The organism is Phenylobacterium sp. LjRoot225 (genome assembly GCF_964252855.1).
In the GTDB taxonomy this organism is placed as follows: Bacteria; Pseudomonadota; Alphaproteobacteria; order Caulobacterales; family Caulobacteraceae; genus Phenylobacterium.
On sequence record NZ_CAXUPL020000001.1, the window covers coordinates 1,562,564 to 1,579,556 of the forward strand.

General features: G+C 69.9%; 19 protein-coding genes. 11 read left to right on the forward strand and 8 right to left on the reverse strand.

Annotation, left to right across the window (positions count from 1 at the left end; translation table 11 throughout):
- Positions 1 to 50 precede the first annotated feature (50 nt).
- Entirely contained in the window at positions 51 to 497 is a 447-nt protein-coding gene (locus ACSQ2B_RS07445; RefSeq protein ID WP_436048657.1) for a hypothetical protein, read from the forward strand.
- 329 nt (positions 498 to 826) lie between these two features.
- Here ACSQ2B_RS07445 and ACSQ2B_RS07450 read toward each other — a convergent pair whose 3' ends face one another.
- Positions 827 to 1,210: a hypothetical protein gene (locus tag ACSQ2B_RS07450; RefSeq protein ID WP_436048658.1), complete on the reverse strand. Its 384-nt coding sequence runs from the start codon at positions 1,208 to 1,210 to the stop codon at positions 827 to 829.
- Positions 1,211 to 1,354: 144 nt separating this feature from the next.
- On the opposite strand from ACSQ2B_RS07450, the gene ACSQ2B_RS07455 reads away from it, so the two are divergent.
- From ACSQ2B_RS07455 to ACSQ2B_RS07475, 5 genes are all read left to right on the forward strand, one after another.
- On the forward strand, positions 1,355 to 2,170 hold the full coding sequence (locus tag ACSQ2B_RS07455) for a hypothetical protein (protein ID WP_436048659.1): 816 nt from the start codon (positions 1,355 to 1,357) through the stop codon (positions 2,168 to 2,170).
- Between the two features lie 72 nt (positions 2,171 to 2,242).
- The gene (locus ACSQ2B_RS07460; RefSeq protein WP_436048660.1) at positions 2,243 to 2,971 is read left to right on the forward strand and encodes a TetR/AcrR family transcriptional regulator; all 729 of its coding nucleotides are present in this window, start codon (positions 2,243 to 2,245) and stop codon (positions 2,969 to 2,971) included.
- Between the two features lie 262 nt (positions 2,972 to 3,233).
- Entirely contained in the window at positions 3,234 to 3,992 is a 759-nt protein-coding gene (locus ACSQ2B_RS07465) for an SDR family oxidoreductase (protein ID WP_436048661.1), read from the forward strand.
- A 31-nt stretch (positions 3,993 to 4,023) separates the two neighbouring features.
- Positions 4,024 to 4,797, forward strand: coding sequence for an SDR family NAD(P)-dependent oxidoreductase (locus ACSQ2B_RS07470; RefSeq protein ID WP_436048662.1), 774 nt, complete (start codon positions 4,024 to 4,026; stop codon positions 4,795 to 4,797).
- Positions 4,798 to 4,859: 62 nt separating this feature from the next.
- On the forward strand, positions 4,860 to 5,705 hold the full coding sequence (locus ACSQ2B_RS07475) for a TauD/TfdA dioxygenase family protein (RefSeq protein WP_436048663.1): 846 nt from the start codon (positions 4,860 to 4,862) through the stop codon (positions 5,703 to 5,705).
- A 9-nt stretch (positions 5,706 to 5,714) separates the two neighbouring features.
- Here ACSQ2B_RS07475 and ACSQ2B_RS07480 read toward each other — a convergent pair whose 3' ends face one another.
- Genes ACSQ2B_RS07480 through ACSQ2B_RS07500 form a run of 5 tightly spaced genes read right to left on the reverse strand, consistent with a single transcriptional unit; the run spans position 5,715 to position 9,449 of the window.
- The gene (locus tag ACSQ2B_RS07480) at positions 5,715 to 6,341 is read right to left on the reverse strand and encodes a glutathione S-transferase family protein (protein WP_436048665.1); all 627 of its coding nucleotides are present in this window, start codon (positions 6,339 to 6,341) and stop codon (positions 5,715 to 5,717) included.
- 54 nt (positions 6,342 to 6,395) lie between these two features.
- Positions 6,396 to 7,628, reverse strand: a complete 1,233-nt coding sequence (locus ACSQ2B_RS07485; protein ID WP_436048667.1) for an MFS transporter — start codon at positions 7,626 to 7,628, stop codon at positions 6,396 to 6,398.
- A gap of 37 nt (positions 7,629 to 7,665) precedes the next feature.
- A complete protein-coding gene (locus tag ACSQ2B_RS07490) occupies positions 7,666 to 8,586 on the reverse strand; it encodes a phytanoyl-CoA dioxygenase family protein (protein WP_436049607.1) in 921 nt (306 codons plus the stop codon).
- Positions 8,504 to 8,845 (reverse strand): hypothetical protein, encoded by a 342-nt coding sequence (locus ACSQ2B_RS07495; protein ID WP_436048668.1) that lies wholly within the window; start codon positions 8,843 to 8,845, stop codon positions 8,504 to 8,506. The genes ACSQ2B_RS07490 and ACSQ2B_RS07495 overlap by 83 nt, the downstream gene beginning before the upstream one ends.
- Positions 8,835 to 9,449, reverse strand: coding sequence for a TetR/AcrR family transcriptional regulator (locus ACSQ2B_RS07500; RefSeq protein WP_436048670.1), 615 nt, complete (start codon positions 9,447 to 9,449; stop codon positions 8,835 to 8,837). The genes ACSQ2B_RS07495 and ACSQ2B_RS07500 overlap by 11 nt, the downstream gene beginning before the upstream one ends.
- A 208-nt stretch (positions 9,450 to 9,657) precedes the next feature.
- Between ACSQ2B_RS07500 and ACSQ2B_RS07505 the strand changes: the two genes are divergently transcribed.
- The 4 genes from ACSQ2B_RS07505 (at position 9,658) to ACSQ2B_RS07520 (ending at position 14,628) form a co-directional block, all read left to right on the forward strand.
- A complete protein-coding gene (locus ACSQ2B_RS07505; RefSeq protein WP_436048672.1) occupies positions 9,658 to 10,755 on the forward strand; it encodes a hypothetical protein in 1,098 nt (365 codons plus the stop codon).
- A 72-nt stretch (positions 10,756 to 10,827) separates the two neighbouring features.
- Entirely contained in the window at positions 10,828 to 11,295 is a 468-nt protein-coding gene (locus ACSQ2B_RS07510; RefSeq protein ID WP_436048674.1) for a hypothetical protein, read from the forward strand.
- A gap of 95 nt (positions 11,296 to 11,390) precedes the next feature.
- Positions 11,391 to 13,670, forward strand: coding sequence for a TonB-dependent receptor plug domain-containing protein (locus ACSQ2B_RS07515; RefSeq protein ID WP_436048676.1), 2,280 nt, complete (start codon positions 11,391 to 11,393; stop codon positions 13,668 to 13,670).
- Between the two features lies 1 nt (position 13,671).
- Complete coding sequence (locus ACSQ2B_RS07520; protein WP_436048677.1) at positions 13,672 to 14,628, forward strand: S1/P1 nuclease; 957 nt, start codon at positions 13,672 to 13,674, stop codon at positions 14,626 to 14,628.
- Here the strand turns inward: ACSQ2B_RS07520 and ACSQ2B_RS07525 are convergent.
- Positions 14,574 to 15,560: a LysR substrate-binding domain-containing protein gene (locus ACSQ2B_RS07525; protein WP_436048678.1), complete on the reverse strand. Its 987-nt coding sequence runs from the start codon at positions 15,558 to 15,560 to the stop codon at positions 14,574 to 14,576. The two genes, ACSQ2B_RS07520 and ACSQ2B_RS07525, sit on opposite strands and share 55 nt — an antisense overlap.
- A gap of 160 nt (positions 15,561 to 15,720) precedes the next feature.
- Here ACSQ2B_RS07525 and ACSQ2B_RS07530 point away from each other — a divergent pair, with 160 nt between their 5' ends.
- Positions 15,721 to 15,909, forward strand: coding sequence for a hypothetical protein (locus ACSQ2B_RS07530; protein WP_436048680.1), 189 nt, complete (start codon positions 15,721 to 15,723; stop codon positions 15,907 to 15,909).
- Between the two features lie 293 nt (positions 15,910 to 16,202).
- Here the strand turns inward: ACSQ2B_RS07530 and ACSQ2B_RS07535 are convergent, their stop codons facing one another.
- Positions 16,203 to 16,964, reverse strand: a complete 762-nt coding sequence (locus ACSQ2B_RS07535; RefSeq protein WP_436048681.1) for a FadR/GntR family transcriptional regulator — start codon at positions 16,962 to 16,964, stop codon at positions 16,203 to 16,205.
- Between the last annotated feature and the right edge of the window lie 29 nt (positions 16,965 to 16,993).

A 16,993-nucleotide genomic window follows, 5' to 3' on the forward strand; every position in this document is an offset into this window, starting at 1 on the left:
CCTGCGGCGACAGGGGCGGTAGGCTGTCTGGTCCGGGACTGGAGACAGCCATGCATGACGGATCCCTTTTGGAGCCGCGTAGCTTTGCGCACGCCCAAGACCAGAGAGGCGACCCAGGCGACGAGGCCGCGGAGGTTGCGGGACTGCTGCTACGGGCCGGCGTCGATCACGCCAGCTCATTGTGGTTCCAACTGATCGAGCTCGCCACCCAGCGCGCCTGCGACTGGAGCGAGCGTTCCGCCGCCGCCGGCGCGCCGCTCAGCACCCGCCACGCCGCAGCGCTCGGCCTGCGCAGCCTGGCGCTGGAGATCCTGTCGGCCGCGCCCGGCCAGGCCGACGGGGCCAGCGAAGCGGCGGAGGCCTGCCTCGGCGTCTGCAGCCAGGTCGAGGTCCAGGCTGCGGGCCTGCCGCCGCGCCGCCGCCGCTGGGGCGAAGGCGCTCTGCCGCGGCCGCCGAAGCGTCCCGGCCTGCTGGAAGGCCGCGCCGGCTGCTGCTGAGGTCCATTTTGCTGCAAGGCAGCGAGGCCCTGGCGCGAACGAGCAGCGCGAGCCACTCCATGCGCCAGGACCCTTCGCCTCGCTGCCCGCGGGGGGGGGTGCGGAGCAGCGATCGACGCGGGAAAGCTCGCAGACAATCCTGCGCCGGCGCAGAGACGATGGGCTGCCGGCGGCCCAGTCGGGACGGGAGGCCGGCACATCTCCGCCCGCGCACTGTGACTGAGACAGGATCCGACGCACCAACCTGGGTTAGCTTTGGCGCCGCATTTTCCAGGTCGCCGCGGGCGACTGGCCGTCGGGCGGATCGACGGCCAGCCCCCGCGCCAGCGTCAGCCGGGCTTGGCGGCGTTGGCGATCATCGACTTGAGCTCGGCCTGGGTGGCGTTGATCACCGCCGCGCCGTCCTGGACGACGAAGCTCTCGGCGCCGATGGAGAAGCTCTGCTCGCCCATCTTCACCGTCGCGGTCTGACCCGCGGCGCCCGGCTTCAGGTCGGCGATCTGGCCGATCACGACGCCGGTCTTGTCCTTCACCGGCTGGCCGATGCTCAGCGTCGGGGTGGCGGCCGTCGTGCTGGCGGCCGAGCCGGACTCGGACGCCGACGGGCTGCTGGCGGCGGGGTCCGCCGTGGAGGGGGCCGTCGTCTGGGCCATGGCGGGCAGAGCGGTTGCAAGGGCCGCGGCCGCAACGGCGAGGGTCATGGTGAAACGCATAGGGCTTCCTTTCCTGAGTGTCTCCAAGCTGCAAAGAATGACGCTCAATAGGGCGAGGGCTTGGCCGAACAAGGGCCTCTGCGCGACCGAGCTTGACCACGGCGACGTCGCGCGCCACCTCCGCCGGACCTGGCGAGCGAACTGATGAGCCCTTCTGTCCCTGCCGAACTGACCGGTCTGTGGCGCCGCGAACTGATCACAGCGCCCGGCCTGCGCGACGACGCCACCCGCGTCTTCTGGCTGCAGACCCGCAGCTGGTACGTCGATATTCGCGTCCCCGCCGATCGGCCGGCGGCGGGCGGCCGAAGCAGTCTCGCGGCCTTCAGCGCGGCCGAACTGCTGCAGCTGGCGCGCGTCGAGGGCTTCGCCGGCCAGCTCAGCGTCGCGAATGGAGCCTGCGCCTGGCGCCGCGACCTCGACCACCAACCGCCCGCGCCCACCCCGGACGAAGGCCGCTACACCCTCGACGGCGACGTCATGATCGAGGACGGCGTCCATCTCGACTACCGGGAGACCTGGCGCCGGCAACCGGCCAGCGCGGAGCCCCTCCTCGCCTTTCGGCTGGAGGAGCAGGACGATCCACGCGGCGGGCATGGCCTGATGGTGGTCGGCGGCCGCCACCTGCTGGAGTTCGTGTCCCGGCCGGGTCCGGCGCTGAGCGCCGGGGCCAGCCTCGCCGATCTCGTCGCCGCCGAGCTGGGCCAGGGCCGCCGGCCCGCCGCCGAAGCCCTGCTGTCGACCCGCATCCGCTACGCGACGGCGGCCGGCGACGGGCGCTGGAGCGTCGCCCTGAGCTCCCTGCCCTGGCTGGAGGGCGCGCCGATGTGGTCGGCCGGGGCCGCGCGCTTCGATTCCGAGGCCGGGGTCCTGGAGATCGCCGACGGCGAGGCCTCCGCCCGCTGGCGGCTCCTCGACGCCAGCCCCGGCGCCGACGGCGGCTGCGTGACGGGGGCGGGCTGAGCCACGCGACAAGCGCCGCGGATCATGACCAGCCTTGCCTCGGCCGAGTCGATGAGAAAGCTTACGAGCTCGATGCAGAGAGTTAGCAAAGGCCCCCTCGCCCCGGCCGCCTTCCCGGATACGTCGACCTCGGCGGACCCTGTCGGCGCAGGCGACGCGGCTCCAGCCCGGAGCAATCCTCGCCGGGGACGCGGCCGCCTGCGGGTGCAGGACGCCCGCGAGCTCGAGGCGCAGCTCATCGCCGCCGCGCAGGACGCCTTCACCATCCATGGGTACGGCGCGACCTCGATGGCCGCCCTGGCGCGAAGCGCGGGCGTTTCGAAGACCACGCTCTACGCCAAGTTCCCGACCAAGGCCGCGCTGTTCCGGGCGATCATCGACCAACAGTTGGACCGGGCCTATGGCGCGGTTCAGGAGACCGCCGGGGATGCGCCGAAGACGCTCCCCGGACGCCTGCGCCACCTGGCCGAACAGACGCTGCAGGCGGCGTCCCTGCCGGAGAACCTGAAGATCAACAGGCTCATCGACTGGGAAGCCCCGCGCTTCCCCGAGCTCGCCGAGATCGCCCGCGTGCGCGGGCGGCTGGGGATCGAGCACATCGCGAGCTACATCCGGGAGTTCGCGGCCAAGGATCAGGTCCCGTGCCGAGACCCCGAGGGCGCGGCCGCGATCTTCAACTTCATGATCCGGGGCCTCTATTACGACATCCAGATCGGGGTGCGCTCGCCCAGCCCCGAAGAGCTTCGGGCGATGATCGCGAAAATCGTCGCCGCCTTCCTGGCCAGTCGATCGACCTGGTAGGCGCCGGTCGACCAGGCTCGCGCGCATCGCAATTTCGCGCGTTTCGCCAAAGACTTACAAGACTCCAAAGTCGCGCTTGCCACGATCCTCCAGCCCCGCCCCCGGCGCAGGGTCCGCCACCGCATGCGGCCCTCGCCGCCGATCCGGTGCAACGTCCAGCGCTTGACAACCACCCTCAAAGGCGCAGAGTTGCGCAAATGGACGGACCAGTCCATTAGATTTCAAAACTCGCTCAGGGCGTGGCGAGAGGATGCGGGTGGAAATGGCGGAAGCTCTCAAAGGTCGGGTCGCGCTGGTCACCGGCGCCTCGTCGGGGATCGGCGAGGCCGCGGCGTTGGCGCTGGCGGCGGCCGGCGCCTCGGTGGCCGTCTCCGGGCGGCGCAAGGAACGGCTCGACGGATTGGTGCAGCGCATCGAGGCGGAGGGCGGCATGGGCCTGGCCCTGCCGGGCGACGTCTCGATCGAGGCGGACGCCAGCAAGTCCGTCGAGGACACGATCGCCAGGTTCGGCCGCCTCGACATCCTCATCAACTCCGCCGGCGTGAACGAGGCCGGCGGCATCGAGTCCCTGCCGCTCGAACAGTGGCGGCGCGTGATCGACATCAACCTGATGGGAACGATCTACGTCTGCCGCGCCGCCTTCCCGCACATGAAGGCGCAGGGCGCCGGCGACATCGTCAACATCTCGTCGACTGCAGGCCGCCGCGCCGGCTGGCGGTTCGCCTCCTATTCGACCAGCAAGTTCGGCCTCACGGGCTTCACCGAATCCCTGCGGCAGGAGTGCGGACCGGTCGGCGTTCGGGTCTCGATCGTCGAGCCCGGCGCGACGGCCACCGAGATCGCCAGCAGCATCTCCGATCCCACCTGGCGTGCGGCCATCGAGCAGCACACCCACAAGGATACGGCCATGCAGCCGGAGGACATCGTCGACGCGATCATGCTGGTGGTCCAGCTGCCGCGCCGCGCCAACGTCACGCGGATCCTGATCCAGCCGACGGTCGACGTCGAACCGATGCCGTAAGGCTTGAGAACAAGAAACCGGGAGGAACGAAATGCGGCTGACCAACAAGCGGGTCATCATCACAGGCGCCGGTTCGGGCATGGGCAAGGCCATGGCTGAACGCTTTGCGGCGGAAGGGGCCAAGGTCCTCTGCACCGACATCAGCGGCGCCCAGGACGAGGTCGCCCAGCGGATCGGCGGCGGGGCCATCAGCCTGCACGTGGATGTCTCCAAGGAAGAAGACATCCAGAAGATGATCACCACCGCCGAGAAGGAGTTCGGCGCGATCGACATCCTCGTCAACAACGCCGGATTCGGCGGCGGCATGGCGCCGCTGCACGAGCAGTCGACCGAGAACTGGGACCGGGTCCACTCGACCAATCTCAGGGGTGTCTTCTTCGGCATGAAGTACGGCGTCATCTCGATGATGAAGACCGGCGGCGGTTCGATCGTGAACATCTCCTCGGCCTCCGGTTTCGTCGGCTGGAAGGGCCACAGCATCTACGGCGCCGCCAAGGCGGGCGTGAACCAGCTGACCAAGACCGGCGCCCTCGACTACGCCCCGCACAATATCCGGGTGAACGCGATCCTGCCGGGCACGATCTGGACGGGATTGGTCGAGCAATCCAAGCAGCACCCGGAGCCGCCCCCAGGCATTTTCAAGCTTCCCGGCATTCCGATGGACCGCTGGGGCCTGGCCAGCGAGATCGCCAACGCCGCCCTGTTCCTGGCCAGCGACGAAGCCTCCTACATCACCGGCGTCCTGCTGCCGGTGGACGGCGGCTACTGCATCGGATTTTCCGGCATGGGCGCGGAAAACCACTGACCCACAGCTCGCGCCCACGCCGGCTTGGCGCCGCGTGGGCGCCTATTTTCGGAGCCGACCTGATGTCCGTTATTGAAAAGACCCGCGTTGAATTCGAACCCGTGAAGCCGGAGGTCGGCTCCATCGTCCGTGCGGAGCGTGCGGCGCTGTTCGACCCCGAGGTCGTTCGCCAGTGCCGCGAAATGCTCAACGACCGCGTGGTGCTGGTCTTCCCGAAGGTCAACTTCACGGACGCCGAACAGCTGGCCTTCACCGACCTGCTCGGCGGCCGTCTGAACCTGACGAGCGACGCGACCACCGACAAGCAGGAGGACGTCTATCAGGTCACCCTGGACAAGAAGATCAACCGCGCCCCGGAGTATGTGCTCGGCACCTTCTTCTGGCACATGGACGGCCTGCCGGTCGAAACCGCGCCGCCCGCGGCCACCCTGCTGTCGGCCCGTAAGCTCGCCCCCAAGGGCGGCCAGACGGAATTCAGCAACACGCTGGCCGCCTACGAGCACCTGCCCGAGGCCGAGAAGGCCGCGCTCGACGACCTGCGCGTCGTCCACACCGTCGCCGCCAGCCTGCGGCCGATCGCCGACCTGATCCCCGAGGCGGACAAGGGCAAGCTGCAGATCGGCGTGCCCAAGGAGCACCCGCTGGTGCGGACCCGCAAGGACGGGAGAAAGAGCCTGGTCATCGGCTCCACCGCCGACACCGTGGTCGGCATGGAGGTCGCACACGGCCGCGCATTGTTGGCGCGCCTTGTCGAGTGGGCTGGACAACCGGCCTTCACCTATCGCCACGAGTGGCAGGACGGCGACTTCGTGATCTGGGACAACCGCACGGCCATGCATCGGGTCATTCCCTATGACTCGGACTGCGGCCGGATGATGCACCGCACCTCCATCGCCGCCGAGGACTGAGGTCCGCGTCTATGGCGTCTCAGGGTCGATCCAGGCCTTCGCGGCGGGTCGGCCCTGAAGCCGGGCGCGGTAGGCGAGCAGCGCCGGGGTCGCGGGACGCGGGATCGGCGTCAGCAGCCATCGCTGCAGCGAAAGTCCGAGACCGACGTCGGCGAGGGTGAAGTCGGCCCCGGTGACGAAGGCGCCGGTCTCGGTCAGGCGTCGCTCCAGCAGGAGCATCAGGCCGTTCCACTGTTCGACGCTGCGGGCGATGGCGCGGCGATCGTCGATGAACTCAGGACTGTGGCGCACCAGCGCCATGAAGGCGGCCCGCCAGGCCCGGTTGAGCTCGGTCCCCTGCCAATCCATCCAGGTCTCCACCTGGGCGCGGGCAAAGGGCGTCGCAGGCAGAAGGTCCGCGCGACCCGCGCGCGCCGCGAGATACCGGCAGATCGCGTTGCTTTCCCAGAGCGCGCCCTCCTCGGAAATCACCACGGGGACAAGACCATTCGGATTGAGCGCCAGAAACTCGGCGCTCCGCGTGTCGCGGTTCGCCGCCCATTCCGCCTCGTGCTCGAAAGCTAGCCCCGCCTCGGCCGCGGTCCAAAGCACCTTGCGGACATTGATCGACGAGGTGCGGCCGAGAATGCGGAGCATCCGCGCACCTGACTGCACCGCCGACGTCTCGTCAAACGCGTCGGACGCGCCGCATCAGCCGGCGGGCTCAGGCTCTGGCTGACGCAAGTCGTCCAGTGCGAACGCGCGCCAGGACAAGAGCCACACCAACAGGCCGCCCAGCGCCAGGCCGCAGCCCACCCAGCCGGTCGAGGTCCAGCCGTATCCCGCCGCGATGGCCATGCCGCCGAGCCAGGGGCCGAGCGCATTGGCGGTGTTGAACGCGGAGTGGTTCAGCGCGGCGGCCAGGGCCTGGGCCTCGCCGGCGACATCCATCAGGCGCGTCTGCAGCACGGACGCCAGCGCGCAGCCCAGGCCGAGGCCGAAGAGATTCAAGCCCATGGCGCCGGCGCTATGGGCTGCGGCGAGCGGGTAAAGGGCCAGCATCACCGCCATCCAGACGAGCGCTGCGCCGGCGGTGGGCATCAGCGCCCGGTCGGCGAACCGGGGAACGATCAGATTGCCCAGGGTCATGCCCAGGCCGAAGACCATCAGCACCACGGGAAGCGCGCTCGGCGCCGCGCCCGTCACATGGGTCAGGGTGGAGGCGAGATAGGTGTAGACCGCGAAGACGCCGCCGAACCCCACCGCTCCGATCCCGAGCGTCAGCCACACCTGCGGCTTGGCCAGCGCGCCGAGCTCCCGCAACGGGCTCGCCGCAGCGTCAGGGCGGTCGCGAGGGGCGAACACCGCGACCAGGGCGGCCGTCATAAGCGCCAGCGCGGCGACGACGGCGAAACACCAGCGCCAGCCGACCATCTGCCCCAGCAGATTGGCCACTGGAACTCCGACGATGGTCGCGACGGTGAGCCCCAGCATCACCCGTCCGACGGCGACGGTTCGCCTGGACTGCGGAACCACGGAGGCTGCGACCAGTGAGGCGATGCCGAAGTAGGCGCCGTGCGGCAGGCCGCTCAGAAAGCGGAAGGCCAGCATCCAGCCGTAGCTGGGCGCGAGCGCCGAAAGCCCGTTCGCCAGGGCGAAGACGACCATCAGTCCGATCAGCAGCGTACGTCGGGGGATCCGCGCCGAGGCGGTCGCAATCAGCGGCGCGCCGACGACGACGCCCAGGGCGTAGGCGCTGATCACGTGGCCGAAGGTGGGAGCGTCCACCCCGAGGTCGCTGGCCATATAGGGCAGCAGGCTCATGGTCGCGAACTCGGTCGTGCCGATCGCGAACCCGCCCATCGCCAGCGCGAGGTGGACGACGTGAGACTTGTGCGCGGGCGGCAGGGGCGGATCGCCAACGCCTGCATAGAGATCCGTCACTGTTACGCCCGCCCCTCACTTCGCACGTCCTGCGCCGTCACTCCGCCGCAGGACGAGCCGCCGCGTCGGCCGCTTGCGACTCGCGCGCAATGTCGCTCACCCGCTCGCGAATGTGACCCACGGAGGTGTCGATCGGGCCGACAGCGCCCGCATGTGGCGCGAGCGGAAGCTCGGTGTACATCACTCTGCGCTCTGCGAAGGCAGGCGGCGTCGCCTCGTGCAGCGTGCAGGACAGGTGCACCGTCAGATCCCCCGCCTCCGTCGGCAGCGCCACGACGGGCAGGTACGGCCGGGTCTTGGCGGTCTCAACCGGCATGGCCACGCGATGCGAGCCGGCGACGACGCGCAGGCCGCCGTTCCCGTCGCCGGTCGGCGTCAATGCGACGCCGACCGTCATGCGCGAGCAGACATAGGCATGTCGTCCCAGGTGGCAGTCGCGGTGGAACGAGACGTCGGACGGTCCGGACACGACGCCGACAGGCTTGTAGAGCGCCTCGATGATCCGGCCCTCGACCGGAACCTGCGCGAGCTCGTCCTGGCCGGCGACAATCCTTCGCAGGCGTTCCCAGGCCTCGCCCGAAAGGATCCGCGCCGTCGTCGGCGAATGTTCGACGAAGCCCTGCATCCGCACGCAGCAGCGGGCGCCATCCTTCAGCGTCGCCCACCAGGACTTGCCGTCGCCTTCGCAATAGTGCGGCAGGGCGCGATCCATGTCCGCCACGATGCGGGCCATGTCCGCCGGGTCCAGCCAGCCCTTCAGGCGGAGATACCCAGCCTCCCGCAGGAAGTGCGCGATGTCGGCGGGATCGTCGTCCGGCGTGAAGGCCGCGGCGAGGTCCAGCGGCGCGCCGTGACGATCGAGGAAGCTCAGCCCGTCATCGGTGACCGCCCACCCCTCGAGCAGGGCGATCCAGGCCGTTGAACGTAATCTGGTTCTGGACCCAGTCCGAAAACTGATCCCCGGTCAGGGAGACCACCAGCGCTCCGTCGACGGCGCCGCGACAGGCCTCGACCGCGCCGCCACTGCGCAGCACCGTCCAAGCCGTCCCCTCGACCTCGACAGTCAGCGGCGGCGCCTTCAGCGCCTCCATCCCCGCGGCCACCAGATGTCCATGCGCGGCCGCCAGTCGCGGGAACTCGTCAGCGAAAAAGGCGTCCGGCGCGATGCGCCGCCGGTCCTCGACCCGCCGCGTGCGCCGGTCCAGGTCAAAGGGCATGACAATCTCCTGTTGGCTCAGGCGCAGCGGTCGCCGGCAGGACGAGGGCGAAGGCCTCATCGCACTCGGCGGCCAGGTCGAAGGCCTGGTCCGCACGAAGCCATTGCTGCTCCAGCCCCCCCATGAGCGCGAGGATTCTGCGCGCCGCCCCGCGGGGGTTCTCCACGTGGCCCGTCAGGACGTTGGCGAACTCGGCGAGCACCATGCCTTCGCGCCGCAGGAAGTAGTCGTGGGCGGGATGCTCGCGGCTCAGCGCTTCCGATTGCAGGACGATCAGGAGGCGAAGCAGCTCGGGCTGAGCGATCGAACGCGCCACGATGGCGCGGAACATCCGCAGCACGGAAGCGCGCGAATATTCGGCCTCGCCGGAGGTCGCTTGCTGGAATTCCACGTCCGCGGGGATGATTTCGGCCTCGCGCCGATCGCGCTCCTCCAGGATGGAGACGAGCAGCTGCTCCTTGGAACCGAAGTAGTGGAGCAGGCCGCCGTTGGTGAGCCCGCACTGTTGCGCGAGCTTCTGGACCGTGAAGCCGTGGTACCCCAGCTGCCCGATGAGGCGGATGGCCGCCTCCAGAATCTGCTGCCGCCGGACCTCGGGATCCATTCGCCGCCGCGTGCGCTCTTGCATTTTTCGCTGCCGCATCATTGACTGACTGAATGGTCAATAACGCCGCCAAGGCCGGCCCGCAAGGTCCTTTCGGCGTTTGCTTCCCTTGTGGCCGTCGGCCCGCCGTGCGCATTTCCTGTGCGGAAATCGGACGTTAAGCCTGTCGCGCGCACCCTCCTGGCTTGAGCATCCGCGAGCCAGAATCATGACGGTCGCACAGCGCGATCGCGCCTTCCGCAGCCTGAAGGGGCTGGAGCGCACCGGCTCGACCAGCCGGGTGCTGAATTTCGCCGCCATCACCTCGCGCCACGCCGAGCGCGGCGGCGGGAAACTGGCCCCGCTCTTCAAGGCCCGCGTCCTCGGCGGCGCGGTCATCGTCAAGCACCGGCTGCGGCCGCACGAGCAGGGCGTCTTCGGCAAGCCACGCTACACCGCCACCAAACTCGTCATTCCCTTCGAGCGCACCGACCTCAGCCTCGGCGGCCGGTCCCTGTTCGTCGAGCAGCGGGGCTGGACCAAGCTGCTCGGCGGGCTGCACGGCGAGCCCGCCGCCTACCCTGAGGACGTCGCCCTGCTGCAGGCGCTGGACGACCTGCCGTCGCTCGACCCCTTCCTGGTGCGCGAACAGCTGAAGCGCCGCCGCCTGATGGTCGCCGCCGACTATTTCGTCCTCTCCGAAGCCGACCTCGAAGGGATGCGCAGCTTCGTCAGCGGCGAGCTGGAAGGCCTGGTGCGGCTGGCCTGCGGAACCGACGACGTCACGCACGAAACCGACCGGCTGGTCGACGCCATCCTCTCCGGCGCGCAGGACCTGCGGCTGGAGGCGCTGCGCGGAGCGCTGCATCTCGAGGAGGCCGAATACGGCGAGGGCCTCTTCTGCTGGCGCGGCCTGCTTTACTACAAGTGGTCCCTGCAGGAGACGCTGCCGCTTCTGGAGGACCTGATGGGCGAGCTGGCCGCGATCCGGCTGGTCGGTCCAAGGCCCCAGGCCGTCGTCGATCAGATCTTCGAGCTGAAGAACCGGGTCGCCAGCGGCTTCGCCCGCCGCACCAGCCAGGTCAGCGAGGCGCTCGGCGAATATGACCAAGCCTTCGCCCTGTTGCGCGACCAGATCGAGCCCGCCGCCTTCTCCCGCTTCCTGATCGGCGCGCCAGGCGTCTTCCGCGCGCTGGGCGAGGACATGGGCCTGCTGTCCCACGCCGCCACCTACTGGCGCTTCCGCTTTCCGGCGAGCGAACCGCTGCTGGCGACGCCCGACGACCTGATCGACATCCTCGAGGAATTCGCGCTGGCGCTCGACTGACGCCGCTGTGGTCGCTTCGCTCCTCCTCCTTCCGTGTCGACCCGGAATCCGCGCAGCGGCTGTCCGGGACCCATGAACACAGAGATTTCAAATATTTGCGCAAACATTGCCGCGCCGTGCTCATGGATCCCGGTCTTCGCTTCGCGAAGCCGGGATGACAGTGAGAAGGCGCCGCTCGTCTTGACCCCCGCAGGCCGCAACGAGAACATTCGCCGAACACAATGGGGATTCGACATGTTGCAGCGCCTCGCCGATCAGTTTGAATCCGCCTCCGTCGGCTACGTCGAAGCGAACGGACTTGAGCGGGATGCGGACTGGTTCGTCCTGAAGATGCAGGAGGAGCTCGGCGAGCTGACGCAGGTCTGGAACAAGCTGACCGGACGCGGCCGGCGCCGCGACCGGTCCGAGGCCGAACTGCGCGAGGATCTCGCGGACGAGGCGGCCGACCTGCTGGGCCATGTGCTGCTCTTCGCACGCCAGAACGAACTGGACCTGAGGCGCGCGGTCGAGCGCAAATGGCGCTTCACGCCGACCCCTTAATCGTTGCGTGGCGCGCAATTGGGTTTGCGGACATTGCGTTCGACGTAGCTGTCACGGCGCCGCGATAAGCCTCCCGAACTTGGGGGGCTTGGACAATGAAGACGCGAGCGGGCTGGTTGGCCGCAGGGATCACGGCCTTGGCCCCGCCGGCCTGGGCGCAGGCCGATGTCGCCGGGTCGGTGTCGGAACTGGTGGTGGTCGGCAGCCGCGGCACGCCGCGCCTGATCACCGAGACGGCCTCGCCGGTGGACGTGCTGAGCGGTCAGGCCATCGCCGCGCGCGGCTACAACGACCTCACCAAGGCGCTCGAGTTCCTGGCGCCCTCGTTCAACTATCCCCGCTCCTCGTCCGGTCCTTCGGTCGCCGGCGCCCGCCCGGCCACCCTGCGGGGCCTGAGCCCGGATCAGACGCTGGTGCTGGTGAACGGGCGACGACGCCACGCCTCGGCGCTGATCACCTTCAACGCCGGCGCCTTCCGCGGCTCGGTCCCGGTCGACTTCAACACCCTGCCCGTCACCGCCGTCTCTCGCGTCGAGGTGCTCCGCGACGGGGCCGCGGCCCAATATGGCTCCGACGCCATCGCCGGCGTGATCAACATCCGGCTCCATGACGAGGCCGAGGGCGGCGAGGCCTTCGTCCAGTACGGCGAGACCGAGCGCGGCGAAGGCCAGACGACGCTCGCCGGCGTGCGCCAGGGCTTCCGCCTGGGCCGCGACGGCTTTCTCAACCTGACCGCCGAGGCGCGCGATCGGCAGCCGACCAACGCCGCCGAGATCGACCCGCGGTTCGGACGCGTCACCTCCACCTTCGGCGACCCGGAGACCACCGACGTCAACCTCGTCGCCAACGCCCGCAAGCCGCTGACCGAGCGTGTCGCCGCCTACGGCTTCCTGACCTATGCGCATCGCGACTCGGAGATGAGCCCGCTGTTCCGCGCGCCGAGCGTCTTCCCCGCCCTCTATCCCAACGGCTTCCTGCCGAAGGTCGGGCTGGAGCTGGAGGACCTGGGGGCGGACGTCGGCCTGACAGGCGAGCTCGCCGGCTGGACCTGGGACCTCTCCGACACCTACGGCTACTCCCGCGGCGACTACAGGGTCTCCAACACCGTCAACACCTCGCTCGGCCTGGCCAGCCCGACGAGTTTCTACGGCGGGGCGGCGCGCTATTCGCAGAACCTGGTCAACCTGACCCTCGACCGCGGGTTCAAGCTGCTGGCCGGGGCGCACCTGGCGGTCGGGCTCGAGCACCGGCGGGAGGACTATCGCCTGGTGTCCGGCGCGCCGGCCTCCTACACGCTGGCGGGCGCCCAGGGCTTTCCCGGGTTCAATCCGCCGACGCCGGTGGACGTCGACCGGCATGCCGTCAGCGCCTTCGTCGACGGCGAGATCACCCCGGTCGACGGCTTCAAGCTCGCCGGCGCGGCGCGCTACGAGGACTACAGCGACTTCGGCGACCGGACGACCTGGAAGGCGTCGGCCTTCTGGCGCCCTGCCCCGCTCGTCGCCCTGCGCGCCACCGCCTCGACCGGCCTGCGGGCGCCGTCCCTGCAGCAGCAGTTCTTCTCCACCGTCACCAGCCAGGTCAGCGCCGGCCAGCTGCAGAATGTCGGCACCTTCGCCGTCAACGATCCGATCTCGATCGCGCTCGGCGCCAGCCCGCTGAAGCCGGAGAAGTCCAAGAACTACTCGGCCGGCGTGGTGCTGACGCCCGGCTACGGGCTGACCGCCAGCTTCGACCTGTTCCGCATCGACATCGACGACCGGATCGCGCTCAGCGAGAACCTGCAAGGCGCCCAGGTGGCGGCCATCCTGAGGGCCCACGGCGTCACCAACGCCGCCGTCGCCCGCTTCTTCACCAATGCGGCGGACACGCGCACCGAGGGCTTCGAAGCGACGCTTCGCTGGGACCGGCGGCTGTCGCCCGACGCCCGATTGGGCCTGACCCTGGGCTATGGCGCCTTCGACACCGACGTCCGCGCCCAGCGAACCAATCCGGTGCTGCCGAGCTCACCCCTGCTCGGAGTCAGTTCGATCGACCTGATGACCGACGGCCAACCGCGCAATAAGCTGGTGGTCGGCGGCGAGCTGAACTGGCGCGCGTGGCGGGTCAGCGCCGACGTCACGCGCTTCGGCGCCTACCGCTCGACGGCGGCGACGGGGTCGGCGAACCAGGTCTTCAACGGCCCGACCTCGCTGGACCTGGCGGCCGCCTACCGGTGGCGGCGCCAGCTGACCCTGGCCGCCGGCGTGCTCAACGCGACGAACGAGCTCCCGGACCGTCTCATCGGCGAGAGCACGGGGCGGCCCTACAGCGAGTTCGACCCGCTGGGCGTCAACGGCCGCGAATACTATCTGCGCCTGACGGCGGAGTTCTAGGGTGCGCGCCGCAGTCTGGATCGCCGCCCTAGCGGCAAGCCTCGGCCTGACCTCGACGGCTCAGGCCTGGACGCGGCCGGGGCATATGGTCACCGCCGCCATCGCCCTCGACGACATCCAGCGCCGCCGCCCGGACCTGCTGCCGCAGCTGTCCGCCCTGCTGGAGGCCCATCCCGACCGCGGTCCTTTCCAGGTCGCCGCGGACCGCGCGCTCGGCGCGGAGCGTAGCCGGCGGATGTTCCTGGAATGCGCCCGCTGGCCCGACGACGTCCGCCAGACCCCGGCCGACCATCCCCCGCGGCACATCGCCTTCAGCGCCGTAGCGGCGGCCGACGCCCCGCCCGCCGCACGCAAGGCCGCCGCCGCCAAGCGCGGGACGGTCGAGGGCGAGGCGCTCCAGGCCCTCGCGCTCGATCTTCGGACCCTGGCGGACCACAACGCCACCGCCGGCGAGCGCGCACAGTCGATGTGCTGGGCGATCCACGTCCTGGGCGATCTCCACCAGCCGCTGCACACGGCCACCCCCTATTCGGCGGCTTTTCCGAACGGCGATCCCGGCGCCGCCGGCGCGCGGGTGCGCGACCCGCTGGGCGGCGGGATCATCAGCCTGCACTGGCTGTGGGACGACGCCGTGAACCGCTCGGGACGGATCGAGGACGTCGACCGCCGCGCCGCCGAGCTGGAGGCCGCCTATCCGCGCGCCGCCCTGCCGGAACTCGCCGCCCCCTTCGACCTGCGGCAGGGACCGGACGCCGTCTGGCGGGAGACCTTCGCCATCGCCGAGGCCTTCGCCGCGCGCGAAGACATCCCCATCACCGCCTCCGAAAGCGCGGCGCCCGAGATCGCGCCGGCGGTCTGGGCGGCGCTCAGGCGTCAAGCCGAGCGGCGGGCGGCGATCGCCGGCTACCGGATCTCCGAGGCCGTCATCGCCGCGCTCGACGCCACCGCGGCGCCGTGAGGCGGCTGGCATGCGAAGACCAGGCTGCGCCGCTGCAGCCGGCCCTCCTCCGCCAGCCAGCGCCAGAAGGCGGCCACCGGGGCGGAGCGCATGCGGCTGGCCTTGGCCACCAGCCGGTAGGCGCCGGGATAGCGCGCCGCGGGCAGGCCGAGGCTGACCAGCCGCCCGGACTGCAGATGCGGCGTCACCGTCACGCTCATCCCCGTGGCGACGCCCCAGCCGGTGGCCGCGGCCTCATAGAGGGCGTTGGCCATGTCAAAGGTCTCGGCCCGCGGCAGCGGCCGGCCATCGGCGCCGACCTTGTCCGCCCACCAGCTCCACATGGCCGGATCCTGCACCGCCGTCAGCAGGCGATGATCCGAGAGCCTGCGCCGGCCCGCCCGGATCTCGTCGGCCATCTCAGGGCAGGCGACGGGCGTGATGTCGATATCGAGGAGGTGCTCGGCGTGGAGCCCCGCGACATCGATGTCGGTCGCGCAGATCCCGAGATCGGCGGCCCCCGACCGGATCGATTCCGCAGACCGCGTGGTCTGGATGGCGATCTCGATCTGGGGCGCGCGGAGGCGGAAACGCTCGAGACGCGGGATCAGCCAGGCGACGGCGAGCGAATGCGAGAGCGATATGGTGACGCGCGCCGGACGTCCCATGGCGCCCAGATCGCGGGCCGCTTCCATCATGGCCCGATAGGTGGGCTCCAGCACCGCCAGGCATTCGCGACCCGCATCGGTCAGCAGGACGCCGCGCGGCGTGCGGTCGAACACCTCGCGGCCGGCGAAATCCCGGAAAGCTTGAATTCGCCGCGAAAAGGCCGCGGGGCTGAGCGCGCACCGTTCGGCGGCGATCCTGAAGCTCGGCGCGTGAGCGGCCTCGATGAAGGCTTCGATCACCTCCAGCCTGGGCACGCGTCGGGTCCTGAGCAGACGTTCCGCCATCCGACAAATCTATAGGGAATCTGCCCGCAGCTTTTGTGACAGGCCCGATTCTGCGCCGGGCGCACCTTCCCGAGACGTAAACGCCACTGTCGCGAAGCTGCTGAAAACCTGTGGTTCTCTCCAATCCCGGCTCGTCGAGAAGGCCGGCCGGAGGAACCTCATGGATATCGACAGCGCGAAGTGCCGCGAGCAAGCCGCCTACTGCGCGCAATTGCTGAACAAGAAGCTGGACCCGAAGCGCCGGGCCCAGCTCGAACGGGAGCGGCAGGACTGGCTGACGCTGGCGCACGAACAGGACACCTGGCGCACGCTCGCCCTGGATGAACGCGCTGCGGCGCGGGGCGCCTGATCAGGGCCAATATGCGAAAGCCCCGACCTCCGCGCTGCCGGAGGCCGGGGCTCGCGAGCAAGACTTCGCCGGGCAAGGCGACAAGCTCGCCATCCGTCTTGGTTCATCGCATTCAGGGCCACCATGCGGCCCCGCACAATCAACCGATCAGTGAGCGGAGCGGTTCGAGCGGAGCCTCAGAAAAATCCCGCTGGCAGACCGCTTCGGTCCGCATGAAGACGTCCGCCCGTTCGCGCTCGCTCGGCGCGTAGAGATTGGCCTTACCAATCTAGCCGAAGGGGTCAACAGCCTGGTCAGACCACCCGGCGGCGGGCGTATTCGGTGCGCTTGGCGGCGACCTCGGTGCGGGCGCGCTCCAGCGCCTCGATCTCGGTGGCGGCCAGCAGCCCCTCGATCACACGCTGCAGATGCTCGCGCATGGCCTTGCGCGCCTGTTGCGAATCCCGGGCCTTCAGCGCGTCCAGCAGCTGGCGATGCTCGTCGATGCGTGGCTTCACCCCCGCCGCCCGCGCCTTGTCCAGCATGTGTCGGCAGAGCGGCGAGCGGTAGCGCGCGTCCCACAGGTTTTCGATGACCGAGACGATGGCGGCGTTGCGCGTGGCCTCCGCGATGGCGACATGGAATCTGCGATCGGCCTGTTCGCCGCGGGCGTCGCCGGCGTTCTCCTCAACCATGTCGGCGAGGATTTCCTCCAACGCCTCAAGCTCTTCGTCGGTGATGATGGTGGCGGCCAGCGCCGCCGCCTCGCCCTCGAACAGGGCCCGCGCCTCGGTCAGCTCGAAGGCGCCGATGTCCAGCTCCGGCGCGGGAGCCGGATCCGGCGCGGCGTCGGTCACATAGACCCCGGAGCCATGCCGGGCCTCGACCATCCCGCGGATCTCCAGCGCCAGCATGGCCTCGCGGATGGTCGGGCGGCTGACGCCGAACTCCTCGGCCAGGTCCCGCTCGGACGGCAGTCGATGGCCGCGGGCATAGAGGCCCGACGCGATGCCGTCGCCGATGGCGGCGGCGACCTGCTGGTAGAGCTTACGAGTTTCAGCCGGGCTGCGGGTCATGGTCGGGGGCGTAAATTTCGGCGGGTTGA